The sequence below is a fragment of the Pelagibius sp. Alg239-R121 genome (assembly GCF_947331435.1).
Lineage (GTDB): Bacteria > Pseudomonadota > Alphaproteobacteria > Kiloniellales > Kiloniellaceae > Denitrobaculum.
Window position 1 is genome coordinate 958,783 of the sequence record NZ_CAMZOF010000001.1, and the last position, 22,553, is coordinate 981,335.

22 protein-coding genes and 1 tRNA gene are annotated in these 22,553 nt (G+C 57.1%); 16 read left to right on the forward strand and 7 right to left on the reverse strand.

Annotation, left to right across the window (positions count from 1 at the left end):
- Window positions 1–36 precede the first annotated feature (36 nt).
- The 3 genes from QMZ18_RS04215 to QMZ18_RS04225 all read left to right on the forward strand — a co-directional run bounded on the left by QMZ18_RS04215 (window position 37) and on the right by QMZ18_RS04225 (window position 2,669).
- Entirely contained in the window at window positions 37–534 is a 498-nt protein-coding gene (locus QMZ18_RS04215) for a CarD family transcriptional regulator (protein ID WP_282604974.1), read from the forward strand.
- Between the two features lie 155 nt (window positions 535–689).
- Window positions 690–1,490 carry a hypothetical protein gene (locus QMZ18_RS04220; protein WP_282604975.1) on the forward strand — a complete coding sequence of 267 codons (801 nt, stop codon included), beginning with the start codon at window positions 690–692 and terminating at the stop codon, window positions 1,488–1,490.
- A 294-nt stretch (window positions 1,491–1,784) separates the two neighbouring features.
- Entirely contained in the window at window positions 1,785–2,669 is an 885-nt protein-coding gene (locus tag QMZ18_RS04225; RefSeq protein WP_282604976.1) for an RNA polymerase factor sigma-32, read from the forward strand.
- A gap of 63 nt (window positions 2,670–2,732) precedes the next feature.
- Here QMZ18_RS04225 and QMZ18_RS04230 read toward each other — a convergent pair whose 3' ends face one another.
- Both QMZ18_RS04230 and QMZ18_RS04235 read right to left on the reverse strand, forming a co-directional pair.
- Window positions 2,733–4,229: a M48 family metalloprotease gene (locus QMZ18_RS04230; RefSeq protein WP_282604977.1), complete on the reverse strand. Its 1,497-nt coding sequence runs from the start codon at window positions 4,227–4,229 to the stop codon at window positions 2,733–2,735.
- The gene (locus QMZ18_RS04235; RefSeq protein WP_282604979.1) at window positions 4,226–5,128 is read right to left on the reverse strand and encodes a thermonuclease family protein; all 903 of its coding nucleotides are present in this window, start codon (window positions 5,126–5,128) and stop codon (window positions 4,226–4,228) included. Before QMZ18_RS04235 ends, QMZ18_RS04230 begins: the two co-directional genes overlap by 4 nt.
- A 219-nt stretch (window positions 5,129–5,347) precedes the next feature.
- On the opposite strand from QMZ18_RS04235, the gene pip reads away from it, so the two are divergent.
- From pip to QMZ18_RS04255, 4 genes are all read left to right on the forward strand, one after another.
- A complete protein-coding gene (gene pip, locus QMZ18_RS04240; protein ID WP_282604980.1) occupies window positions 5,348–6,322 on the forward strand; it encodes a prolyl aminopeptidase in 975 nt (324 codons plus the stop codon).
- A 71-nt stretch (window positions 6,323–6,393) separates the two neighbouring features.
- Window positions 6,394–6,729 (forward strand): VOC family protein, encoded by a 336-nt coding sequence (locus QMZ18_RS04245; protein ID WP_282604981.1) that lies wholly within the window; start codon window positions 6,394–6,396, stop codon window positions 6,727–6,729.
- 247 nt (window positions 6,730–6,976) lie between these two features.
- Complete coding sequence (locus tag QMZ18_RS04250) at window positions 6,977–7,525, forward strand: acyloxyacyl hydrolase (RefSeq protein WP_282604982.1); 549 nt, start codon at window positions 6,977–6,979, stop codon at window positions 7,523–7,525.
- Window positions 7,526–7,705: 180 nt separating this feature from the next.
- Window positions 7,706–7,782: transfer RNA gene (locus QMZ18_RS04255), tRNA-Arg, on the forward strand.
- Between the two features lie 270 nt (window positions 7,783–8,052).
- On the opposite strand, the gene QMZ18_RS04260 is transcribed toward QMZ18_RS04255, so the two are convergent.
- Window positions 8,053–10,167: a methyl-accepting chemotaxis protein gene (locus QMZ18_RS04260; protein WP_282604983.1), complete on the reverse strand. Its 2,115-nt coding sequence runs from the start codon at window positions 10,165–10,167 to the stop codon at window positions 8,053–8,055.
- A gap of 605 nt (window positions 10,168–10,772) precedes the next feature.
- Window positions 10,773–11,408: an NUDIX hydrolase gene (locus QMZ18_RS04265; RefSeq protein ID WP_282604984.1), complete on the reverse strand. Its 636-nt coding sequence runs from the start codon at window positions 11,406–11,408 to the stop codon at window positions 10,773–10,775.
- A gap of 88 nt (window positions 11,409–11,496) precedes the next feature.
- Here QMZ18_RS04265 and QMZ18_RS04270 point away from each other — a divergent pair, with 88 nt between their 5' ends.
- The 4 genes from QMZ18_RS04270 to QMZ18_RS04285 all read left to right on the forward strand — a co-directional run bounded on the left by QMZ18_RS04270 (window position 11,497) and on the right by QMZ18_RS04285 (window position 15,069).
- Window positions 11,497–11,916 (forward strand): secondary thiamine-phosphate synthase enzyme YjbQ, encoded by a 420-nt coding sequence (locus QMZ18_RS04270; protein ID WP_282604985.1) that lies wholly within the window; start codon window positions 11,497–11,499, stop codon window positions 11,914–11,916.
- An 88-nt stretch (window positions 11,917–12,004) separates the two neighbouring features.
- Window positions 12,005–12,406 (forward strand): rhodanese-like domain-containing protein, encoded by a 402-nt coding sequence (locus QMZ18_RS04275; RefSeq protein WP_282604986.1) that lies wholly within the window; start codon window positions 12,005–12,007, stop codon window positions 12,404–12,406.
- 72 nt (window positions 12,407–12,478) lie between these two features.
- Window positions 12,479–12,919, forward strand: a complete 441-nt coding sequence (locus tag QMZ18_RS04280) for a methylglyoxal synthase (protein ID WP_282604987.1) — start codon at window positions 12,479–12,481, stop codon at window positions 12,917–12,919.
- A gap of 251 nt (window positions 12,920–13,170) precedes the next feature.
- Window positions 13,171–15,069, forward strand: coding sequence for a hypothetical protein (locus QMZ18_RS04285; protein ID WP_282604988.1), 1,899 nt, complete (start codon window positions 13,171–13,173; stop codon window positions 15,067–15,069).
- An 83-nt stretch (window positions 15,070–15,152) separates the two neighbouring features.
- Here QMZ18_RS04285 and QMZ18_RS04290 read toward each other — a convergent pair whose 3' ends face one another.
- Together QMZ18_RS04290 and QMZ18_RS04295 are read right to left on the reverse strand one after the other, a co-directional pair.
- Entirely contained in the window at window positions 15,153–16,703 is a 1,551-nt protein-coding gene (locus QMZ18_RS04290; RefSeq protein ID WP_322097127.1) for an alanine/glycine:cation symporter family protein, read from the reverse strand.
- Between the two features lie 52 nt (window positions 16,704–16,755).
- A complete protein-coding gene (locus QMZ18_RS04295; RefSeq protein WP_282604989.1) occupies window positions 16,756–17,190 on the reverse strand; it encodes a universal stress protein in 435 nt (144 codons plus the stop codon).
- A gap of 387 nt (window positions 17,191–17,577) precedes the next feature.
- Between QMZ18_RS04295 and QMZ18_RS04300 the strand changes: the two genes are divergently transcribed.
- The 3 genes from QMZ18_RS04300 (at window position 17,578) to QMZ18_RS04310 (ending at window position 19,109) form a co-directional block, all read left to right on the forward strand.
- On the forward strand, window positions 17,578–18,030 hold the full coding sequence (locus QMZ18_RS04300; protein ID WP_322097166.1) for an Lrp/AsnC ligand binding domain-containing protein: 453 nt from the start codon (window positions 17,578–17,580) through the stop codon (window positions 18,028–18,030).
- 34 nt (window positions 18,031–18,064) lie between these two features.
- Complete coding sequence (locus QMZ18_RS04305) at window positions 18,065–18,616, forward strand: cysteine hydrolase family protein (RefSeq protein ID WP_282604991.1); 552 nt, start codon at window positions 18,065–18,067, stop codon at window positions 18,614–18,616.
- Window positions 18,617–18,683: 67 nt separating this feature from the next.
- Window positions 18,684–19,109: a GNAT family acetyltransferase gene (locus tag QMZ18_RS04310; RefSeq protein ID WP_282604992.1), complete on the forward strand. Its 426-nt coding sequence runs from the start codon at window positions 18,684–18,686 to the stop codon at window positions 19,107–19,109.
- Window positions 19,110–19,141: 32 nt separating this feature from the next.
- Here QMZ18_RS04310 and QMZ18_RS04315 read toward each other — a convergent pair whose 3' ends face one another.
- Window positions 19,142–19,516 (reverse strand): hypothetical protein, encoded by a 375-nt coding sequence (locus QMZ18_RS04315; protein ID WP_282604993.1) that lies wholly within the window; start codon window positions 19,514–19,516, stop codon window positions 19,142–19,144.
- Between the two features lie 171 nt (window positions 19,517–19,687).
- Here QMZ18_RS04315 and QMZ18_RS04320 point away from each other — a divergent pair, with 171 nt between their 5' ends.
- Window positions 19,688–21,187 (forward strand): CoA-acylating methylmalonate-semialdehyde dehydrogenase, encoded by a 1,500-nt coding sequence (locus QMZ18_RS04320; RefSeq protein ID WP_282604994.1) that lies wholly within the window; start codon window positions 19,688–19,690, stop codon window positions 21,185–21,187.
- A gap of 151 nt (window positions 21,188–21,338) precedes the next feature.
- Window positions 21,339–22,538 (forward strand): phosphoglycerate kinase, encoded by a 1,200-nt coding sequence (gene pgk, locus QMZ18_RS04325; RefSeq protein ID WP_282605597.1) that lies wholly within the window; start codon window positions 21,339–21,341, stop codon window positions 22,536–22,538.
- Window positions 22,539–22,553 lie beyond the last annotated feature (15 nt).

The following is a 22,553-nucleotide window of genomic DNA, read 5'->3' on the forward strand; positions in this document are numbered from 1 at the left end:
CTTTGGCGGAAACCAGACGGAGCAAGAGAAGACCAAATGGCGAAATCGAGTGAATTCGGGACCGGCGATTATGTGGTTTACCCGACCCATGGCGTTGGCCGGGTCATGGGCGTCGAAACCCAGGAAATTTCCGACGTTACCCTCGAACTGATCATCATCAAATTCGAAAAAGACCGGATGACCCTTCGTGTTCCGGTAAATAAGGCGCATGAGTCGGGTCTGCGGAAGCTATCGAGCCGCAAGATGATGGATTCTGCGCTGACTACGCTAAAGGGCCGCAGCCGTGCAAAACGCACCATGTGGAGCCGGCGTGCGCAGGAATACGAGGCGAAGATCAATTCCGGTGATCCGGTATCGATTGCCGAAGTCGTGCGCGACCTGCACCGCAGTGCTGACCAGCCGGATCAATCCTACAGTGAACGCCAGATGTATCAGGCGGCGCTTGACCGTCTGGCACGTGAATTGGCGGCCGTCGAGAAAATCGACGAAGAGGCTGCCGCACAGAAGCTGGAAGAGTTGCTCACAGCGGCCTGACGCTGTACGAGTATTAGCCGCCTGACAGGGAACCGAATCGAGGTGATCGAAGTCGGTTCCTGACAGGTGTGCTTGTCTGGCTTATTGGTGCGGCTCCGTCCTCGTGCGGGTGGGCGCTCCCTATATAATGGTTGAGGAGGCCATCTGCCGCGACTATGCGCGATCGGCAGAAATTTGCGGTTTTACGCGCAGCGCGGAGAATCTGGACGATCTCTGCGGTTCATGGCGATGCGGATCGTCTCGACCGTCTCCACGCGCAGCTGGAAGGCCGCCTTCGGCGCGGCGATCGGGTGGTTTATCTCGGCAATTTGCTCGGCCGTGGTGACACAATCCGCCAGACTCTGGATCATGTGATCGAGTTTCGACGCGGGTTCCTCGCGCTTCATCAAAATTTTCCTGAAGATATTGCCTTCCTGCGCGGCGGCCAGGAAGAGATGTGGCAGAAACTGCTGCAGCTCCAGTTCGCCAGCGATCCGCGCGGGGTCCTGTCATGGATGCTGGACCAAGGGGTCGGCGCAACCCTCGAGGCCTATGGCTCCAGCGCCCGGGAAGGCTTGCGGGAGGCGGCCTCCGGCCCGCTGCAGCTCACACGCTGGACTGGCCGCCTGCGAAGCGCAATCCAGGACAACCCCGGCCACTATCAGATCATGAACGAAATCCGGCGGGCTGCATACACCTCGGATCGCCGTGTGTTGTTCGTGCATACCGGGTTGGATCCAACCCGACCGCTGGAAACGCAAAAAGACAGTTTCTGGTGGAGTTCCTCCGCCTTCGCGCGCTTGAACGAGCCCTACGGTGATTTTCAGCGGATCGTGCGTGGCTATGATCCCAGCCATCCGGGATTGGAAACCACCGAGTATACCGTAACGCTGGATGGTGGTTGCGGTTTCGGCGGCCCATTGATGGCGGCCTGCCTGGGGCCAGAAGGCGATGTGATTGAAATGCTCGAGGCTTAAGGGCGCTGACTCGAGCCTAACACCAAGTACCCCTAATTTTGTCCTCGTTTTTAGACTCTGCGTTATTTGATTAGAGAGCGATTCACGTTCTTGACTGTAACGGTCAAGAACGATCGCACTCTATACCGCGTTAACACAAAAAAGTTCGCACTCATGCGAGTTGTGTGTTTTTATACTATCATAAGTAGAGATCAGCAGTAGAAACCGACACTGCATTCTGTTTTGGTGATCTATCGGCGGCCAACCTGCGTACAGAAATCGTGGTGTTCGCAAAAACCGAGAGGTACCGCTGTTATGGCGCGATTCGAAAACTCGGAAACCCATCGCGCTCAGACACGCTTTATCCGACGATCGATGTCGGAGCCGCTTCTTACGCGCGATCACGAGTTCGACCTTGCCAAAGCCTGGCGGGACAATAAGGACGAAGCGGCGTTGCACGAGCTCATCCGCTCCTACACCCGCCTTGTGGTCTCGACCGCGACGCGCTACCGCCATTACGGCCTGCCGATCAGCGATCTGGTACAGGAGGGTTCGGTCGGTCTAATGCAGGCGGCCGCGCGCTTTGACCCGGATCGCGAAATTCGCTTTTCGACCTACGCCAGTTGGTGGATCCGCTCCGCGATACAGGATTTTGTGTTGCGTAACTGGTCGATTGTCCGCACCGGGACCACTGCGGCGCAGAAGACGCTCTTTTTCAATTTCCGCCGCCTGCGCGCAAGAATCGAAGACGAAACCGGTAACAAGTTTGACGATGACGCGCGGGCGCAGGTTGCCACCGAGCTGTCGGTCGGACTGCATGAAGTGGAATCGATGGAGCAACGCCTCGCTGGAATGGATCATTCCCTCAATCACGTTATCGGCGAGGATGGCGAGAGCGAATGGCAGGACTTCCTGGTGGACGAACGTCCCAATCCGGAAGACCTCATTATTTCCTACAAAGACGGTGAGACCCGTAGCCGCTGGATTACCGAAGCGCTCACTGAACTGCCTCTGCGTGAACAACGTATCGTAAAAGCGCGGCGCCTGACCGAAGAAAGCGCCACTCTGGAAGAACTTGGGCGCGAACTCGGGGTTAGCAAGGAACGGGTCCGGCAGTTGGAGGGCCGGGCGCTGTCCAAGCTGAAAAGTGCAATGCTGCGCAGAGTGGAAACCAGCGGCGACCTCATTGGCGAGGCCTAGTTTGGATGGAAACGCTCCGGACGATGAATCGATCCGGTAAGTCCTCTCCAGAGGACGATTGCCCTACTGGGTAATAATCTTGACCGTCTGGCCCGACTTCAATTTCTGTTTAGCGCCTAGTCCGTTGAGGGCCTGAAAGCGCTCCAACTGATAGTCCTCGTAAGGAAAACGGCCGGCAAGTTTGGCCGCAGTGTCGCCGGCACGCACCTTGTGCAGTCTTATGCGCTTCGGTTTGATCTTCCCGGCCTCGCCGGCGCTTAGTTTCCGAAAACTATAGGTCGTGCGCCGCAGCCCCTCGGCCTGCTGTCCCGTTGCCTTGGCCGGAGTCGAAAACAGAAAGCGGTAGACCGTGTTCTGGTCGTAACCCATGGCAATCAGACGCACATCGCGTGGTCCTTGCTTTCTGTTCACCCGTGCTTGACCGGTGAGACTCTCCATGCCGTTGATTGTGATTCGCTCAACGTTTTCCAGCCGGACCTTTCCGGTGACTTCTGTCAGCGCGGCCTGAAGATTGCCGTTTGCCTTTTTGGACGCCCGGTCGAAAATGATGACCGAGCCATCCTTGTGTTGCGCGCCCACAGCATTGGCAGTGTTGACCAAGCGGAAGCCCTTTGGCACCTCAAAGGCTAGGCGAAGTTCAGGATGGAGGAACTTTCGCCCCTGAATGATGCCCTGCTTGGGGTCGTCGCCATAGAGCAGGCCGTCGATTTTCGAGAGATAGACCTGACGGCCGACGACGGGATCCTTGACCCGTTTTTCTCCGGCTTGATCGATGGCTCGCTTGATGCGATCGGTGGTGCGCGGGTGGGTCTGCATGATGTCAAAGCTATCCGCCGCCTCGGGATTTCCTGCGATTGTCGCATTCAGCCGGCTGTCGGCCTGCAGCTTGGTCAGGAAATCCGCCATGCCCTCCGGCTCGAAACCGGCACGCGACAAATAACGGACACCCAGCAGATCGGCCTGAAACTCTTGATCGCGCGAATAGCTCTGCAGCGCCAGAGCGCCGACCTGACCGGCGGCCGACGCGGCTTCCTGGCTACCCAGAAGAATCCCGACCCCGGCCGCCAGGATCGAGGTTGCAGTGGCGCGGCCATAGCGTTGCGAAGCGTGACGCGCGGTGACGTGACCGATTTCGTGCGCCATCACCCCTGCAAGCTCGGCCTCGTCGTCTGCCAGGGCCATCAGACCGCGGGTTATGTAGACATATCCGCCCGGCAGCGCGAAGGCATTGACGACGGGTGAATCCAATACCGTAAAGGTGAATTTCTGATCCGGTGTTTCCGAGGTCTTGGCAAGCAGGTTGCCCAGGCTTGTCACGTACTGAGAAATCTCCGGGTCGGCATAGGCACCGCCGAATTGCTGCAGGATCTTCTTGTGTTCCTGCGCGCCGAGGGACGCTTCCTTATCCTTGGTCAAACCGCCGGTGAAAAAGGACTCGCCGGTCGCCGGCGAGGTTTCGCAGCCGCCAAGAAAGGTCATCGAAGCCAGCAGTGCAGATGCCGCCAGAATGCGCCTAAACAAAGTACCTGCCGATAGGCCGGATGGACCAAAGAAGATCATTTATCGAGTACCTCTATCTGTTCCGGATGCGTGACGTTGATCGTCGCACCGTTTCTATAACCCAGCCAGCCGCGCGCCCGTACCCGGCGCCCCTCGTAAAAGAGCGGGTCCAGGCCTTCGGCTTTGAAGAGCCGGCGGTTAACGGGATCTATCACCAGGGTGAAGTCGCTACGCCAATCCTCTCCGAAGTTAAGATAAGCACGTCCACCTACAATCGCCACCTTCAAGATACGGCCTTCGATCAGCTGGAACTGTCCGACCTCTTTTTCCGCCGCGTCGTGGGGCCGCACTGCGTAATAGGGGTGGGACCAGATCCCACGCCGCGCGGTTCTCGCAATCCGCTCCAACGTCAGCATTTCAGCCACCGCAGTCCGGTTATCGGCGAAACTGTAAACTCTGGCCAGGCCACGATGCAGCAGTTCTCCCTGGAGCCAGAGCCCTTGTGCGTTGGTTACATGCGCCTGAACCCTGCCGTGTCGGTCAATGCGGTTTCCGCTATAGGAAAGAGAAACCGGTTTATCTCCAAGCAATTCGGCAAGGGCCGCTGCCGCGTCGGCCGCGAGCGGCCAGACACCGGTGCTTCCAGTTTTGGTGTTGCTTGCCTCAGGGTTTCTCCGAACCGAGGGCATTGCGGGCGCTTGAATGCCGACCAGATGGACGACCCGGTCGTCCTCGAGCAGCAGAGTGTCGCCGTCGACGACCGTCTTCACGGAAATGGTTTCTCCGGCTTTGAGACCGGCGGGTAGACCGGTTGAGCCGGACTGGTCGGCCGCACCAAGGTTTCCGGCCCTGATTGTGCCTAAAAGAGTGATTGCGAGCACAGCCAGGACCCACGCTTGCGTCGCCCGCAATCCAGGCATGCCACAGCAATAGGACTTTTTCGAACCGGAAAAGAACATCGTCAAACTCTAAAAGCTGTTTCACCTTCGATAAAGCGGCAGGACGATAGGACCACGATATGGCCGCGGGCAGGGGTTAAAAATACCACTTACGGGTGACTCGAAAACCGTCTCTTTCTTTTACCCTTGGCGACAACAGGCTAGGCTGCGGTATCATTGCCTGAACAACAGCGTGATTTCATTGCGTATCGTTATCTTACTAAGGACTTGAACAGACGTATGGTGTCCACAGCCGACAGCCCGGGCCAGATGGCCGGACTCTTTCCGTCGATCGAACCGAACGACAGCGGCCACCTTGCCGTAGACAATCTGCATAAGATCTATTGGGAAACCTGCGGCAATCCGAATGGCACGCCTGTGGTGTTCCTGCATGGCGGACCGGGTGCCGGGGCCGCACCGGATCACCGGCGTTTTTTCGATCCCACAGCGTATCGCATCGTCGTCTTTGATCAGCGTGGCGCCGGCCGCTCAAGGCCGCAAGGCGAACTGACCGACAACACGACGCAGCATCTGATTGCGGACATCGAAGCCCTGCGCAAGTCGCTGGGGATCGAACGCTGGGTGGTATTTGGCGGATCCTGGGGCAGCACTCTTGCTCTTGCTTATGCCCAGGCCCATCCGGAGCGTGTGCGCGGTCTGATCCTGCGCGGCATCTTTCTCTGCCGTCCGTCGGAGATCGAGTGGTTCCTGAACGGCATGCGCATGATCTTTCCCGAGGAATGGGCGCGTTTTTCGTCGTACTTGCCAGTCGAGGAACGCGATGATCTGCTCAACAATTATTATCGGCGCCTGACCGATCAGGATCCCGCTGTCCATCTGCCGGCGGCGCGGGTCTGGAGCACTTTCGAGGGCTGTTGCTCCACATTGCTGCCCAGCCCCAGCACAGTCGCTGCCTTTGGTGAGGACGCCATGGCGCTGAACCTGGCGCGGATCGAGGCGCACTATTTCGTCAACTCGATCTTCCTTTCTGAAAACGAGCTGATCGATAAAGTCGACCGTATTCGAAACATTCCTTCGGTGATCGTCCAGGGCCGGTATGACGTCGTCTGTCCGATCGTCACAGCTTACGATCTGCACCAGGCCTGGCCGGAAGCGGACTATATTGTCGTACCGGATGCAGGGCACTCAGCCATGGAGCCGGGTATCCGCAAGGCTTTGATCGCGGCGACGGAGCGCTTCAAGACTCTCGACTAATTGGTATTTGGCCTGATCAGTAAATTGGTCCTACCGAGTTTTGGGCTGACGGCAAACAGGAGACAGTTGTCATGACTTTGCGGCTGGAGCGGATCGTGATTTTCGTTTCCGACCTGGACAAGGAAGCCGCCTTCTATCGCGACAAGCTTGGATTGCCGGTTTGTGAGGAACGCGAGGGTTGGGTCGCGTTCGATGCGGGGAGCTGTGAAATTGCGCTGCATCGGGGTAAGCGGAAACCGCGGCTCGACTTTGCAACGGGTGAGGCGTTGGAGAACACCTACGAGCAGTTGCGCGGCCGCGGTGTGCGCCTCGGCGAGATCAAAGCGCATCCGGTACGCGACAACTCCATCACGCGTGGCAGGGACCCGGAAGGCAATCCTTTCCAAATCGCCGGGCAGAAGTCGTGAAAAACCGGTTAAAGCTGGGAACTCGCGGGTGTGCCGGCTCGAATCAAGGATCCAATCTGTTGTCCTGCTTCATCGCCTTTCAGGCCGATACTTCGGTTGTTCAAAACTATTCGGCAGACGACAAGCAGTTGCACACACCCGTAAGTTTCGTATTATGCAATCTGATTGCTGGCAGGTAATGCGGTCACGGGTTGAGGGGTCCGAACCATCATCACCTGCGGTTGGGTAGTGATTCGGGGGGTCTACTGTGTCAATTCGGCGCTGTTTCGTTTCGTCTGTGGCTTTTCTGGCTGCTGCTTTTTTTATCTCCACCAGTACCGGTTTCGCCACGAAAGCCTTCGCGGATGAAGACGATGCAGCACTCCTGTCGGTAGGTGTCGGTTACTTTGATGCCTTGCGTGCCATAAAGGATGATGACGCGGACGATGCGGCCGACTTTCGCCTGGAATACCGGCACGACGAGAAGCTCTGGATCTTCAAGCCATGGGCCGGAATTGAAGCCACCAGCGAAGGCGGCATCTGGGGCGGTGTCGGTGTTCTGGTTGACATCTATTTCGGTAAGCGTGTTGTCCTGACCCCCAACTTTGGCGTCGGCGCCTTTACCGAGGGCAGTGGTTTGGATCTGGACAGCGTGATTGAATTCCGTTCCCAGATCGAATTGGCCTACCGCTTCAACGACCGTTCCCGCCTGGGCATTGCGATCAGCCATATCTCAAACGCCAGCATTGGCGACACCAACCCTGGTGTCGAGATCGCAACGATCTACTACCATCTGCCGTTAGAGAAACTGTTTTAGGCGGAGAGACGACTTCCGTCCTCGTGGCGAGCCTCCGATCAGGCGACGTGTCTAAGCTTTGAAACCTGGTAGGCAAAACCACGCGCCCTGTGTATAACGGGCGCCGTTACTCTTTGTTTTGCATCAATGGAGCCTGATTCACGCTTTTCGCTGACTTAGCGAAAAACGATCAGACTCACAGCGCCCGTAGCTCAGTTGGATAGAGCACAGGATTCCTAATCCTGGGGTCGCAGGTTCGAATCCTGCCGGGCGCACCATTTCCTTCGAAATGGACGCCCTTTGGTTTAAATGAGGGTTCGAACTTTGTTCGAACAGGCGCACCACTTCTTCTGAAATGGACGTCCTGCTATTTGTATGAGGGTTCGAACTTTGTTCGAACAGGCGCAACATTCATTGGATATTCGAAAAGCAAAAAGCCGGGCGGCGGCCTCTGCCACTGCCCGGCTTTGAATTGAGTAGGTAACCTGCGGCGCCGCTTTAACGTGGCGCCGCTTTATAGAGGCGGTGTCGGATTGAGGATCCGGCGGTTAGGCTGCCGCCTCTTCTGATGCAGCTTCTTCCGCCGAAGATTCTTCCGGTTGCTTCGCTTCTTCTTCCACACGCTCGCCCACCAGGTGCCTGTTCAAGGCTTCCTGAGTCTCTTCGTCCAGGTTGAAGGTGATGCTGCGGGATTTTGGCGTGATGCGGATGATGCGGCCGTCGACATCTTCGAAGCCCGTGACCTTCAGCTTGATAGCATCGCCCTGGCCGACGCCTTCCAGGGCGGCAATTTCAGCGCCGCCGGCGGAGATGTCCTGGATGGTGCAGTCGCGCCACTGGCCGTTGACCTGGATCTGCGAAGGCTGCTGCTGCTTCACACGCTCGAATTCACGGCGGTTGCCCGCTTTTGATTCGCGCAGGATCTCGGTGATCTGGGTCTGTAATTCGTTGACCGAGGCGACCACTTCCTTGGCGTCACGGCTAACCTCGCTCGCAACCTGCTCGGATTGTTTCGAGGCGGCCGAGGCTTCCTGCATGCTGCTGGACACCTCCTGCGTGCCCGTAGCGGCTTCCTGAACGCTGCGGGCGATTTCCATGGTGGCCGCCGACTGTTCTTTCATGGAATCCGAGATGCCGTTGGTGATCTCGCTGATCTCGTTGACCGTTTCGCCGATCCGGTCGATGGCCGTGGCGGCTTCGCCAGTGGCCCCCTGGATTGCGCCGATCTGCTGCTGGATCTGGTCGGTGGCCTTCGCCGTCTGATTGGCCAGGTTCTTGACCTCAGAAGCCACGACGGCGAAGCCCTTGCCGGCATCGCCGGCGCGCGCTGCCTCGATGGTGGCGTTGAGGGCCAGCAGGTTGGTCTGGTCGGCGATTTCGTTGATCAGGGTCACGATTTCCTCGATCTGTTTCGCCGCTTCTGTCAGGCTCTGGACCTTTTCCGTGGTCGTGTTGGCTACGTCGACCGCCTGCGCCGTGATGGTTGTGGAACGGTCGATCTGCCGGCTGATCTCATTGATGTTGCCGGACATTTCTTCCGCGGCGGACGCGACCGTTTGGACGTTTCCGGTGGCACTTTCAGCCGAGGCCGTGACCGAGGTACTTTGGGTGCTGACCTGCTGAGCGGCCTGGCTCATCTGATCGATCAGGCCATCCATGTTATTGGCTTTGTCCCGAATGGCGCCGACCGCAACCTGAACATGCTGGTCCAGGGCATCGGACATGGTCAGCATCTCCTTCTTGATCTGGGCCTTGGACTCCAGTTCGCGCCTGGACTCCGCAGCCTGCATCTCGTTCAGCTTCATCAGGGCCTGGCGCAGAGCTTCCACCGAGGTGGCCAGACGGCCGAGCTCGTCCTTAGAATCCAGAGTCAATTCGATCGTGGTATCACCATCGGCAAGGGCGTCGACTGCATCGACCGAGCGCAGCAACGGCCGCAGGACCTGCTCAACCATGGCCAGGCCACCGCTTACAAGGATCACGATTCCCAGTCCCAGAGCGATCCAAAGGTTGCGCTCGGCGACGTGTTCGTGCGCCTCGGCCAACTTCGCCGACTTTTCGGTAAAGGCGACGATATCCAGCAGCAGGGCCTCGAGCTCGTGATTGAACTTATCTTCCTCGGCCTCGATCGCAAGCGCCTTAGTCCGGGCCGTGTCGACATCGCCGGCTTTCAGCAGCTCGATGACTTCGTCGGCGTGAAGGTCGTAGCTATGGTGCTCCTTCTCCAGCTTCTTGAGGGAAGCCAGGACACTCACAAACTTTTGCTTCGCCGTCTCGTCTGTCAGATGGCTGATCGATTCCTCAGCGAGTTCCTCGGCCTTGAGGATCTCTTCGTCGACCTGTTTGGCCAACTCGTGGAAGCGTTCATTTGCATGCACGAAGTGGTCCTTGGCTTCGGGATGACTCACCATCTCCTCGCCGAAGCGCAGTGTGCGCTCGAACTGGATCGCCTGCTCAAGCTGGTGAACGGTGATCTTCGTGACAATGCTGGTTAGCGGCAGGTCGTCTTCGGCGATTGCTTCCAGTTCGGTGCCGATCGCGGCGATCTGGAAGTTTGCATAGAGGTTGACCGACGCCAGGATGATCACACTGAGCGCCACAAGAAGCATCATCTTCCAGCGTATGGACAGGTTCTTATACATCTCATCACCCACTTCGTTCATGTTGCCGGGTCGATCCCGGACTCGTTTACTCGATCTGAGTCCTGCAATTGGCAGGCGCATTCTGTAAAAGAATTTCGCTGCAACATTAGATTGTGGAAACTAAAAGACTATTAAGGATGTGTCATTCTGGGAAGATATGCCGTTTTTCACTTGAACAGATGTCGGTTTGACGGGGAAATTCCAGCTTTAATCGACATTTAACTAGCAGATAGTGTGGTTTTAGTTGAACCACAATGACCATGTGGGAGGTCGATAGTATTTCGCTCAACTGACAAGTTGATTTTTTTACAAAAGCAAAAATTGTAATAAATATCAATATTTTATGTAATTTTCGAAAATGATAACGCAAATCGCCAGGGTTCGCCTTTTACGAGTGTGCGCCCAACTCGAATATGGAAAGGCACGAAAAGGCCGCGAGACAATCGTCGTCGCAAAAAAGGCCTAAGCTACCATCTCGAATGTGGGCCAGCAGTCTTTGGCGAATGTCCAAATACGGCGCGTTTATTAGGTGAATCAAGCATATGGCAGTGACGTGGAGGCCGTCTGGTTTTCTGGTGATCCGTTCTCTTTCCGGATAGCCGACATCGAAGACGCTGTTGCCGATTTCAATCGAAATCCGTGGCCAAAGCCGGATTGCGATGATGCTCGAACATCCTGCTGATCTGTGCTTCCAGGACCCTGCCGCGCGACAATTCCGGCAGGTCGGTGGCTTCGAAAAATCCAACCTCACTGGTTTCGACGCTGGGCCGGGCATCGCCGCCAAGCAGCTCGCAGATGAAGAACATCTTGTAGATATGAAATGGATGCGGCGGCTCGTGGGGGTGCTTGAGCCGGTCGTAAACGGCCGCCAGCTTGGTGACCCTGGCCCGATAGCCCGACTCTTCGAATATCTCCCGCTCGACATTTTCGCTGGGCGAGGCATTGACGTCAGCCCAGCCGCCGGGCAACGCCCACTTGCCGTCGGTGATTTCTTTGACCAGCAAGATGCGCTCGTCACGGATCACAACACCTCGCACGTCGACCTTGGGTGTGGCGTAACCGGTTTCGCCGTCGAAGAGGGCGGTCACGGCGTGCGCATCGGCTTCACCGATGGCCGCCAGCATTTCGACGGCAAGGGCGCGGGCCGCCTGATAGCGCTCGATGTCATAGGGATCACTTGCGAAGGTCAGTCCGGTCTGTGCCAGGGCCTGCAGCTGGCGCGCCCAAGTCAGGCGCCTGGATTCCGTATATTTCAGTGCCATCTTGGATCCGGACTCCTGTGGTGTTGATGCTATGAGCATCTTTCTTGAATCGTCGACAGGTGATGCTTCCAAAGGCTAGGTTTACGCCATGCAGCAATCGCAAACCACCGTCATGATCCCAACCACCAGGCAGGGTCTGATCGATATAACGGCTGAGGTTTTGAACTGGTTAGAGGGAACCGGTATCCAGGATGGTTTGCTGACCCTCTTCTGCCGCCATACTTCAGCTTCGCTCACCATCCAGGAGAATGCCGACCCGGACGTGCAGCGGGACCTGGAGACTTTCTTCAGCCGGATGGTTGCCGAAGATCCCGCGCTCTATCGTCATACCGCAGAGGGACCGGATGACATGCCGGCGCATATCCGCGCTGCCCTGACACAAACGCAGCTCTGTATTCCAGTGCAGGGGGCGCGTCTTCTGTTGGGCACCTGGCAGGGGATCTATCTCTTCGAGCACCGGCGCGCGCCGCATCGGCGTCAAGTGGCATTGCATCTGATTGGATCGTAGTAACCTTGGGGACAGCGGCGACGCGTGCATGTTATAGCTGTTTTCTGGTTTTCCAGTTTTTAGTAACGAAGCAACAGGAACAGAATTCATGGCCTTGAAGATCGGTGTGGCGCAGATGGTTGCCGAAGCGGAAAAGGAGATCGAAACGCTTTCGATCGATCAGGCGCTGGCCGCGAAAAACGATCCCAATGTTCTGTTCGTCGACCTGCGGGATGTGCGCGAGCTGCGCCGCGAAGGCAAGGTTCCCGGCGCTAAGCATTGCCCGCGTGGCCTTCTCGAATTCTGGGTCGATCCGGACAGCCAGTATTACGATGCCGAATTCGGATCCGGAAAGAAGCTGGTGTTTTTCTGTGCCATGGGCTGGCGTTCGGCGCTCGCGACCCAGACCGTTCAGCGAATGGGTCTGGAGCCGGTGTCTCATATCGAAGGTGGTTTCACCGCCTGGAAGGCAGCCGGCGGCGCTGTCGAGGAACCTGCGCCACGCTCGTAAGCTGCGCCATGTTCGTAACCCGCATCACATAACAAAAGCAGAAACCCATTCCAGTTTCGGAGGACAGAAACCATGAGCGTTACAGCAAAAAACATCGCTCTGGTGGCGCATGACCAGATGAAGCGAACGCTGGTTGAATGGGTCGCTACAAATGCCAACGCATTGGAACCGCACCGTCTTTGGGCGACCGGTACGACGGGGACGAACGTTGCCGCGCGCTGTCCCTCGCTTCAGATTTCCTTGCTCAAGAGCGGCCCGCTCGGAGGCGATCAGCAGCTTGGCGCCATGATCGCCGAGGGAAAACTGGACGTCCTGTTCTTCTTTATGGATCCGATGACGTCCCTGCCGCATGACGTCGATGTGAAAGCTCTGACCCGGTTGTCGACACTCTATAACGTGATCTTTGCCTGCAATAGCGCCAGCGCGGACTTCATTATTTCGAGTCCATTGTTCGAGACCGATTATCAGCGCCGTCAGCGGGACTATAACGACTATGTTCAGCGCAATATCTAAGGGCTTGGACAAGCGAGATAATTCCAAGTGCCGGAGAGAGAGCGACCGTTCTTTACGGGAACGGCCGAGAACATAGGTCGCCCAATATCAATATGACGCAGAGACCGTCTTGAGTTTTTCACCGATTTAGAGAAATCGATCCGATCTAGCTGTTGATCGAACCTAAAGGATTCCAAATAGATTCATCTTGGACTAACCTTTACGCCGGCTTAGCGATCGGGTTTTCCAATATGACGCAAAGCAGTTCGGAAATGAGACAGCGAGCCAGGATAGGGCTTCTCTCTGTGTGTCTGATGGCCATGGGAATTGTCGTGACATGGACGCCGCAAGCGGCGATCGCGCAGGACAAGCCCTCCGCTACTCTCGATCCATACGAGGTTCGTCTGTTCGACGAAACCAATTTTTCCGGACGCATGCGCAGCCTCAAATTGGGCGTTGGAAAGGCCTACGCCTATTTCGAGCAGCTTGGTGACGAACAAGCCGAGAAAGTACGTTCACTACAGGTTGGCGCGTCCATCGGCGTCGTTCTCTTTCGGCGTCCCTTCTTTGCGTCACAGGATAAAAGTTGCGCGGCGACTTTGGGCAGCGATGAACGGCCTGATTTGATCTGGACCGGAGTGACGGCGGAGTTTTTACCAGCGCCGCCGGAGAATGCATCAGGGAAGACCCGGTTAAGAGCCGGTGTTAACGAGCAGGCTGATGCGGGTGAAGGCGGCTATGCTTCGGTGATCCTTTACCGGCGGGAATTTGGTCCACCGCCGGGTGCACTCTTGATGAAACGCCGTCGGTCCTATGGCAGGGGCTGTGGAAACATTCTGCGGTCGCTCAATTTCGATCGGCGTTTCGTGCCTCTCAACTTTCAGACCGGGCTCGCGAACAAGGCTTCCGCATCTGCGCAACCGCGCGGGTGTGTGAACCTGAAGAGCGACGATGCAGCAGGGCTTTTAGGTATGCTCCGGAGCGACAGGATCGCATTGATGCAGCCGTCCGATCTCGACGCGCGTTATGCTCCCAGGGATCAACGCTTTCGGGTGGTGCTGTTCGACGGCGATGATTGTTTGGGTGATTCCGTAACGCTCAATGCAAACGCGAAGCAAAAAGAGGCCGTGGCTCCATCGCGCCTCGATCGACGCGATATTCTTCTTTCCAGCCTGCTGTTCAGGGATCGTGCGCGTTCCTTGCGGGTCGATCTTCCCGGCGCTGCCAGGAAAATCATCGCAAGGGCTGCGCCCGCCGCTGCTCCGACTGCTGCAGCGGGATCTGAGTCACTTGCCAAATCCAACGTCCAGGCCGCGCCCGAGGCACTTCCTAAGACAACGCATTCTGCCAAAGTGGAGCCAGCTACCAAGGTCGGTAAACTTGCGGCTGGCCAAAAGGCCGCACCGGTTGTCAAACCTGCCGCACCGCCAAAGACCGTTTCGGCCCAGCTGTCCGAACCCAAGCTCGTGACGCCCAAAGTCACGGCGCCAGCAGTTGCCAAGCCTAAGACGTCTGCGCCCGAGCTCGCGCCAGCAAGCGCCGGCTCCAAGCTCACGGCAGCGGAGCCAAAGGCTGTGCCGCAGACTGCGGCGGTTGTCGCGGCTCCGGAAAAAAAGGCTGTTCTGCCGACGGCGCGCCTGGACCCAATGAAAGATCTCTCGGGCACGCCCCAGGTCGCGGCAGCACCTACGACAGGCAACATCACTGCACAGCCGGCGGCTCCGATAGCTTCCGCCTCGAATCAGGCGCTGAGAACGGAGTCTCCGAGCTCTCCTGCCAAGACTCAGCTTTCTCAACCCAAACCAGCCAATCCCGAGCCGGTTCGAACGCAATCAACGCCAACCCAATCAACTCTAACGCAGTCATCCCAGGCTCAGGCTGCATCGCAACCAGCCACACCTGGCACCGCGGCTCCGTCCGATGCCGGAAATGAGGTTTTCACTTTCCCGGTTTACGATGTCTATCGCTTGAATTTCTGTATGAACAGCAAGGGGGAGTGCGGTGAGCCGGTTGCCGCCAAGTGGTGTAAGATGAAGGGCTACGAACGCGCTGTGGCTTGGCAGAAAGATAATAATATCGGCGGCCTCTTTCCGACTTTCCTCATCGGTGAAGAGAGGATATGCGCGCAGTACAAATGCGATGGTTTCACGGAGATTACCTGCGGCCGCTGACCTGAATTTTGAAAGCGGCCTACAAAAAAGAAAAAGGGGCAGCCTGTTGGCTGCCCCTTGTCATTTCAAGTCAGTGGACTGTATCAGCTGTGCTTGAACTTCCGAATTTCCCCTGATGAAAGCCGAGCGGTGTATTGCTCAAGTTCGGCTTTTACGAACGGCATCAGGACATAGAGACCGATCACATTCGGGATCGCCATGGCAAAGATCATGGAGTCGGAGAAATCGATCACCGGTCCGAGAGTCATGCTCGAGCCAAGAACTACGAAGAGACAGAAGACGATCTTGAAGATCATCTCCATGCGCTTGTCTTCGCCGACCAGATAGGTCCAGGCTTTCAGGCCGTAATAGGACCAGGAAATCATGGTCGAAAAGGCAAAGAGGATCACGGCTACCGCCAGAAGAAGCGGGAACCAGGAGAACGCGCTTTCAAAGGCGCTGGAGGTCAGCGCCACGCCGGTCAGGCCACTGCCGAGTTGTCCCGTGATAATAATAACCAACGCAGTCATGGTGCAGATGACGACCGTGTCGATGAACGGCTCGAGCAAGGACACGAAACCTTCAGTGATCGGTTCCTTGGTCCGCACCGCGGAGTGGGCGATGGAGGCTGAACCGATGCCGGCTTCATTGGAGAAGGCAGCCCGCTTGAAGCCCTGGATCAGTGCGCCGACCACGCCACCGGCAACACCGGCTCCGGTGAAGGCACCGGCAAAGATTTCGCCGAAAGCCCAGCCAACCATGTCGTAGTTCATCAGGATGATGACCAGCGCGGCACCGACATAGATAACGGCCATGAAAGGAACGACCTTTTCCGTGACCCGTGCGATGGACTTGATGCCGCCGATGATGACTACGCCGACAATCACCGCCATGACGATGCCGAAGAGCCAGCCTTTGTCAGCGAAGAAGCTTGCTTCGCCTCCTGTGACATTGACGAACTGCTGGAAGGATTGGTTGGCCTGGAACATATTGCCGCCGCCAAAGGCACCGCCGATACAGCAGATCGCGAAGAAGATGCCCAGCCCCTTGCCCAGCCCCGGCATGTTTTTAAGGCCAAAGCCCTTTTCCAGGTAATACATCGGGCCGCCAGAGACGGTTCCATCGCCGTACTCGTTCCGGAATTTGACACCCAGTGTGCACTCCGTGAACTTGGAGGCCATGCCCAGCAAACCCGCGAGGATCATCCAGAAGGTTGCACCGGCGCCGCCGATGGAAACCGCGACCGCAACACCCGCGATGTTGCCGAGGCCCACCGTACCCGAGAGCGCGGTCGCAAGCGCCTGGAAGTGGCTGACCTCGCCCGCGTCATCCGGATTGGCATAATCCCCTTTGACCAGCGAGATCGCGTGTCCGAAATATCTGAACTGGATAAAGCCGAAGTAGAGGGTAAAGATTGTTGCTGCGACAACCAGCCAGCCGACAATGAGCGGGAAGGCCGTATCGCCGACAGGTACGGAGTAGAAAATGACGCTGACGATCGCGTTTGAAACCGGTGAAATCGCTGCGTTGATCTTTTCGTCGATTCCCATCGCTGCGTCCTGTGCCTGCGCGATGGACGGCAGGAGCGCGAGAAACGCGGCCACTGCCAGGACTGGCGCCTGAAACAAGCGCCGGAAGTTACAAATTTCCCCCATGATGGTCTCCTAGAGAATTCTTCAAGTGTTGGAAGAGGTGCCGATTTTTTGTTTATGGCACGACAGTGATGGGAACAGGTGCGATCTGCACCAGCGTGCCCGGTACCGACCCGAAAAACCGCGCGGCCATATCTGATCCACCATGGCGGCCGACGATGATTTGCGTTGCGCCGACTTCCTTGGCGACGTCGCAGATGACATCGGGGATTTTTCCGTAACGAATGACACCGTGGGTCGAGAGACCCGAGCCTTCCAACTCTTTGAGCAGTGGCGCCATGATTTGGCTCGAGGCGAGTTCCACCTCTTCTTTGCGCCGCGCGTGACGCTTTTCCAATTCCTCTGGTGTCAGGAAGCTGTAGGGCGACCATTCCAGCACATAGACGATATGGACTTCCGCGTTGTCCGACTTTGCGCGCTCAAGTGCGAAGTCGAGGGCCCGCTTGCCGTCCTTTGTTCCGTCGAATCCGACGATGAACACATTCGACATGATACCTCCTTGTTGATTGTATTCCGACCTATAGGCGCATCCGCTGGCCGATTTCGCTCTTTGGTTGTTCATCTGGCCAGCTATAACCAGAAGGGTCAACTTTACCTGGAGCATAAGATAACTAAGTATCAGCAAATTCAATGTGTTAAAATAGGGTTAAAGTACTATTTACTAGAGAAAAAAACTACTTTTATGGTAAAAATAGATAATATCACGGTTATGGATAAATCTGTCGCCAAAATCTCAAGGAAAAACGGCAAGATTGGTGAATTTCGCTAGAGCGTGCTCGATCGTGATGGGAAGAGTGAAGACGATGGAAGACCCTCTAATCCTATGAAACAGCACGATCCAATCTCGAGCCGTCAGTTAATGGAGAAAGAAAAGATCATGGACCAGTTCGACCGGCACATACTCAGCATTCTGCAAAAGGAGGGGCGTATTACGAATCTGGATCTAGCTGACCGGGTTGGGCTTTCACCCACGGCTACCGGTGAGCGGGTTAAGCGGCTCACCCGTGACGGTTTCATCACGGGATATTCTGCTAAAGTCGACCCCGCTAAGGTTTCACGCGGTTTGCTTGTTTTTGTAGAGGTTGCGCTGGAGCGAACAACTGCGGATATCTTCGATGCCTTCGAAAGTGCCGTTTGCCGTGCCCCAGAGGTAATGGAATGCCATATGATTGCCGGGCGTTCGGACTATCTATTAAAGGCGCGCGTTCAGCACATGTCTGCTTATCGGCGCTTCTTGTCCGAGGTTCTCCTGTCATTGCCCGGTATCCGAGAAACCCATACCTATGCGGTTATGCAAGAGGTTAAGTCGGATAACCTGCTGCCGATCTGAATTGTTACCTGCTTTTCTTCCAGGAGCTTCACCAATGTTCACAGATGCGTTGTCTGCACTGCTGGTTATTGACGTTCAAAACGCCATCGATGCACCTGTCTGGGGACGCCGGGGCCAGCGATCCATGGAGGACAACATTGCACGGCTGCTGACGGTCTGGCGCCGCAATGGACGTCCCATCTTTCACATAAGGCACGATTCCACGGAGTCTGACTCGCCCTATCGGCCGGGCCAGCCAGGCCACGACTTCAAAGCCCAGGTCATGCCGCATGAAGGCGAGGCCGTTGTTGCCAAGCGGACAAATTCTGCCTTTATCGCGACGAACCTGGAATCTCAGCTCCGGTATTCGGGGATCAGACAGTTGGTCGTGACCGGCGTATTGCTGGAAAATTCGGTCGATGCGACGGTTCGCATGGCCGGCAATCTCGGGTTCGAAGTTCTTCTTCCCGCCGAAACAACGGCGTCGATTGACCGGATCGATCATAATGGAAGGGCCTGGCGCGCGGAAGACGTCCATGCCTTGACCCTGTCTATTCTCGATGGCGAGTATGCTTCGGTGGTCTCGTTTGAGGCATTATTGGCATAGTTGGATCAGGTTGTTCGAGACCGGTCGAAATGAGACTGGTGTCGATGAGGAGGAAAGTGGAGAGGCGATGGAGATCGTAGTTTACAGCGATCAGTATTTCAGTGGGGTCAAAACGCTTTGGCAGGAGGCCTTCCCAGGCGACAGCCCCTGGAACGCTGCAGACTTTGCGGTTCCGGCCAAGGTCAAGGCACAACCGGATCTGTTTCTGCTCGCGGTTGAGGGTGCGACCGTTGCGGGCTCGGTCATGGCAGGTTACGACGGACACCGGGGCTGGCTTTACGCGGTCTCTGTTCTCGAGCGCCATCGGGGTTCGGGTATTGGTTCGATGCTGATCAAGGAAGCAGAAAAGAGACTGGAAGCGCTGGGTTGCGTGAAGATCAATCTGCAGGTCCGTTCGACCAATGCGGCCGTTATCGCCTTCTACCAGGGTCTGGGTTATGACGTCGAAGAGCGGGTCAGTATGGGGAAGCGCGTGGGACGGTTCGATGGTTAACCTTAGCGTTCGACTAACCTTGGCGTTCGACGTTATTTCTGGTCGTCGCGATCCGGCAATGCTTCCCCCCAGTATTGCAGCGCTGCTTTCAACTCCCGGCCAAAGACCTCTTCCGCCTGCGGGCCGCGGTCAGGGCCGTTGTACCGGCCCAATTCGGCAAGAAGATGAAAGAAGCCCTGGCCTGGCAGACCGGCGTTTGCACGGCTGACTGCAAATGCAGCGAGCAGCGGCCGGCCGGCGGCATGGTCTTCGCGAACAAGGTTTTCCAGCGCGAGCGTGGTCTTGTGAATCCCGTGCGGCGGCGGGACATCGGCACGGGCGACCAGATCCCGATAACTTATGGTGTTTCCCGTCCGGGCACAGGCGATTAGAACGTGCCGAACGCTTGTTTGAATTTCCTGTTCCATGAGCTCTTCGCAAGAGAATATTTTTTCCAAGACGATGTGTTTTTGCCCCTTTCACCTTCGGCGAAACTTTAGTTTACTCTGCGGGAAATTAACCAGCCCGTTCTTGTGCAGGATAAATGTGCGCAGGAGTTCCACAAAGAAGCCAGGGCGCAGAATTCCAGCGAGGGAGTCATGTCGGATATCGTCAACCACTACATCAACGGGCGCGTCGTCGAGAGCACAAGCGGCCGGACAGGAAATGTGTTCAATCCAGCGACAGGCGAGGTCGTGCGTCAGGTTGCTTTTGCCAATGCGGCGGAAGTCGACAGCTGCGTTCAGGCGGCACGGGATGCCTTCACGACCTGGGCCACCACGCCGCCGCTGCGCCGTGCGCGCGTGATGTTCCGCCTGAAGTCTCTGTTGGAAGACAACATGGACGAGCTGGCCAAGATTGTCACAGAAGAGCACGGGAAGACTCACGTCGACGCCAAAGGCTCGATTACGCGCGGTATCGAGGTGATCGAATTCGCCTGTGGCATGCCTCAACTCCTGAAGGGTGAAGTAACCGAGGATGTTGGTGCGGGTGTTGACGCCTACACGATTCGCCAGCCTTTAGGTGTTTGTGTCGGTATTACGCCGTTTAATTTCCCGGCCATGGTGCCGCTCTGGATGGCGCCGGTTGCGATTGCGGCGGGCAACACCTTCATCCTGAAACCTTCCGAGAAGGATCCGTCGTTCTCGCTGAAGCTGGCGGAACTCTTTACGGAAGCTGGCCTGCCCGATGGTGTCTTCAACGTTCTGCAAGGTGACAAGGACGCGGTCAACGGCTTGCTTGAGCATCCAGGCGTTGCTGCCGTCAGCTTTGTTGGGGCGACCCCTACTGCCGAATACATCTACCGCACGGGCTGTGCCTACAACAAACGCGTCCAGGCGCTTGGTGGGGCCAAGAACCACATGGTCATCATGCCCGATGCAGACATGGATCAGGCGAGCGATGCCATCATGGGGGCTGCCTATGGTTCGGCCGGGGAACGCTGCATGGCAATCTCGGTGGCCGTGGCTGTTGGCGATACGGTGGCTGATCAGCTGATCGAACGTCTTGCACCGCGGGTCCGCAGCTTGAAGGTTGGCCCGGGCACCGATCCAGAAGTCGAGATGGGTCCGCTGGTCAGCAAGGACCATTATGATAAGGTGATGGGTTACATTGATGCCGGCGTTCGCGAAGGGGCGACCCTGGCTGTCGATGGCCGGGACCTGACCTTGCAGGGCTATGAGAACGGCTACTTCATGGGGGGCTCGATTTTCGATAACGTCACCACCGATATGTCGATCTACCGGGAAGAAATCTTCGGCCCAGTGTTGTCGGTTGTCCGCGCGCCGGACTATCAGGCGGCGACCAAAATGGTCAACGAGCACGAGTTCGGAAACGGCACGGCGATCTTTACGCGTGACGGCGATGCCGCGCGTCACTTCGCCAACTCGGTCCAGATCGGCATGGTTGGCGTCAACGTGCCGATCCCGGTTCCGATGGCCTTCCACAGTTTCGGCGGCTGGAAACGCTCCCTGTTCGGTGATCATCACATGCACGGCATGGAAGGTGTGCGTTTCTACACCAAGATGAAGGCGGTCACCTCGCGCTGGCCGACGGGCATCCGTTCCGGTGCGGAGTTCTCGATCCCAACCCTGGGATAGGCGGACACTGGGAACAGACCAGATCCTTTCCGCATAAGGTATGCGGAAAGACTTGCGAAAAAGGACAGGCCCTGTGTATCACGGGGCCTGTTTTTTTGTCTTCTTCGGGGCTGCCGTGTTCGGCGATGCTCCCAAATTCGAAAGTGCGATGATGGCCCGTTTCAAGACTCTGGATGATCTCGAAGTTGCCGGTAAAACGGTCCTCGTCCGCGTGGATTTCAATGTCCCCATGCGGGACGGGAAGGTGACGGACGATACCCGGATCCGGCGCGCATTGCCGACCATCAAGGAGTTGAGCGCGGCCGGCGCGAAGGTTTTGCTGCTGTCTCATTTCGGCCGTCCAAAGGGCAAAGCCGTGCCCGAGATGTCACTGCAACCGGTGGTCGGACCGCTTGCCGCAGTTCTGGGGTCCCAGGTTACTTTTGCCTCGGATTGCATTGGCCCGGAGGCTGAAGCTGTCGTTTCAGGCCTTGGCGACGGAGAGGTCGCCTTACTTGAGAACCTGCGTTTCCATGCGGGGGAAGAGGCTAACGATCCGGATTTTGTTGCCGCGCTTGCCAAGCTGGGAGATGTCTATCTCGGTGATGCCTTCTCGGCCGCTCATCGTGCCCATGCCTCTGTCGATGGTTTGGCGCGCGCACTGCCTGCAGGTGCTGGCCGCCTGATGCAGGCGGAGCTAGAGCACCTTGGGTCGGCGTTGGGTAATCCCGAGCGCCCGGTTGCGGCGGTTGTTGGCGGCGCCAAGATTTCGAGCAAACTCGATCTGCTGGGGAATCTGGTGGAGAAGGTCGACCTGTTGGTGATCGGGGGCGGCATGGCCAACACCTTCCTGAACGCACAGGGTATCGGGGTTGGCGCATCCTTGTGCGAATACGACATGGCTGAAACAGCACGTCAGATTCTCGATCGTGCCGAGGAGGACGGTTGCGATGTGATCCTGCCGTCCGACGCCGTGGTTGCCAAGAAACTTGCAGCCGGCGCCGAGTGTCAGATTGTTCCTGTGCGGGAGGTTCCCGCCGACACCATGATCCTGGATGCGGGACCTGATACCGCCGCGGATCTGGCACGCCGGCTTGCGGCTTGCAAAACGCTGGTTTGGAACGGACCCCTGGGTTGTTTTGAGTTCCCGCCTTTCGATGCAGCGACCAATCAGGTTGCTCAGGCGGCAGCGGCGCTGACGAAATCCGGCTCGCTACTGTCCGTTGCCGGTGGTGGGGACACCGTTGCGGCGCTCGCACATGCCGGTGTGGCTGAGAGCTTTTCCTACATCTCGACAGCGGGCGGTGCATTCCTGGAATGGCTCGAAGGCAAGACGCTGCCGGGCGTGAAAGCGCTTGAGGATGCTGCCTGAATTGTTGGAAGCAGG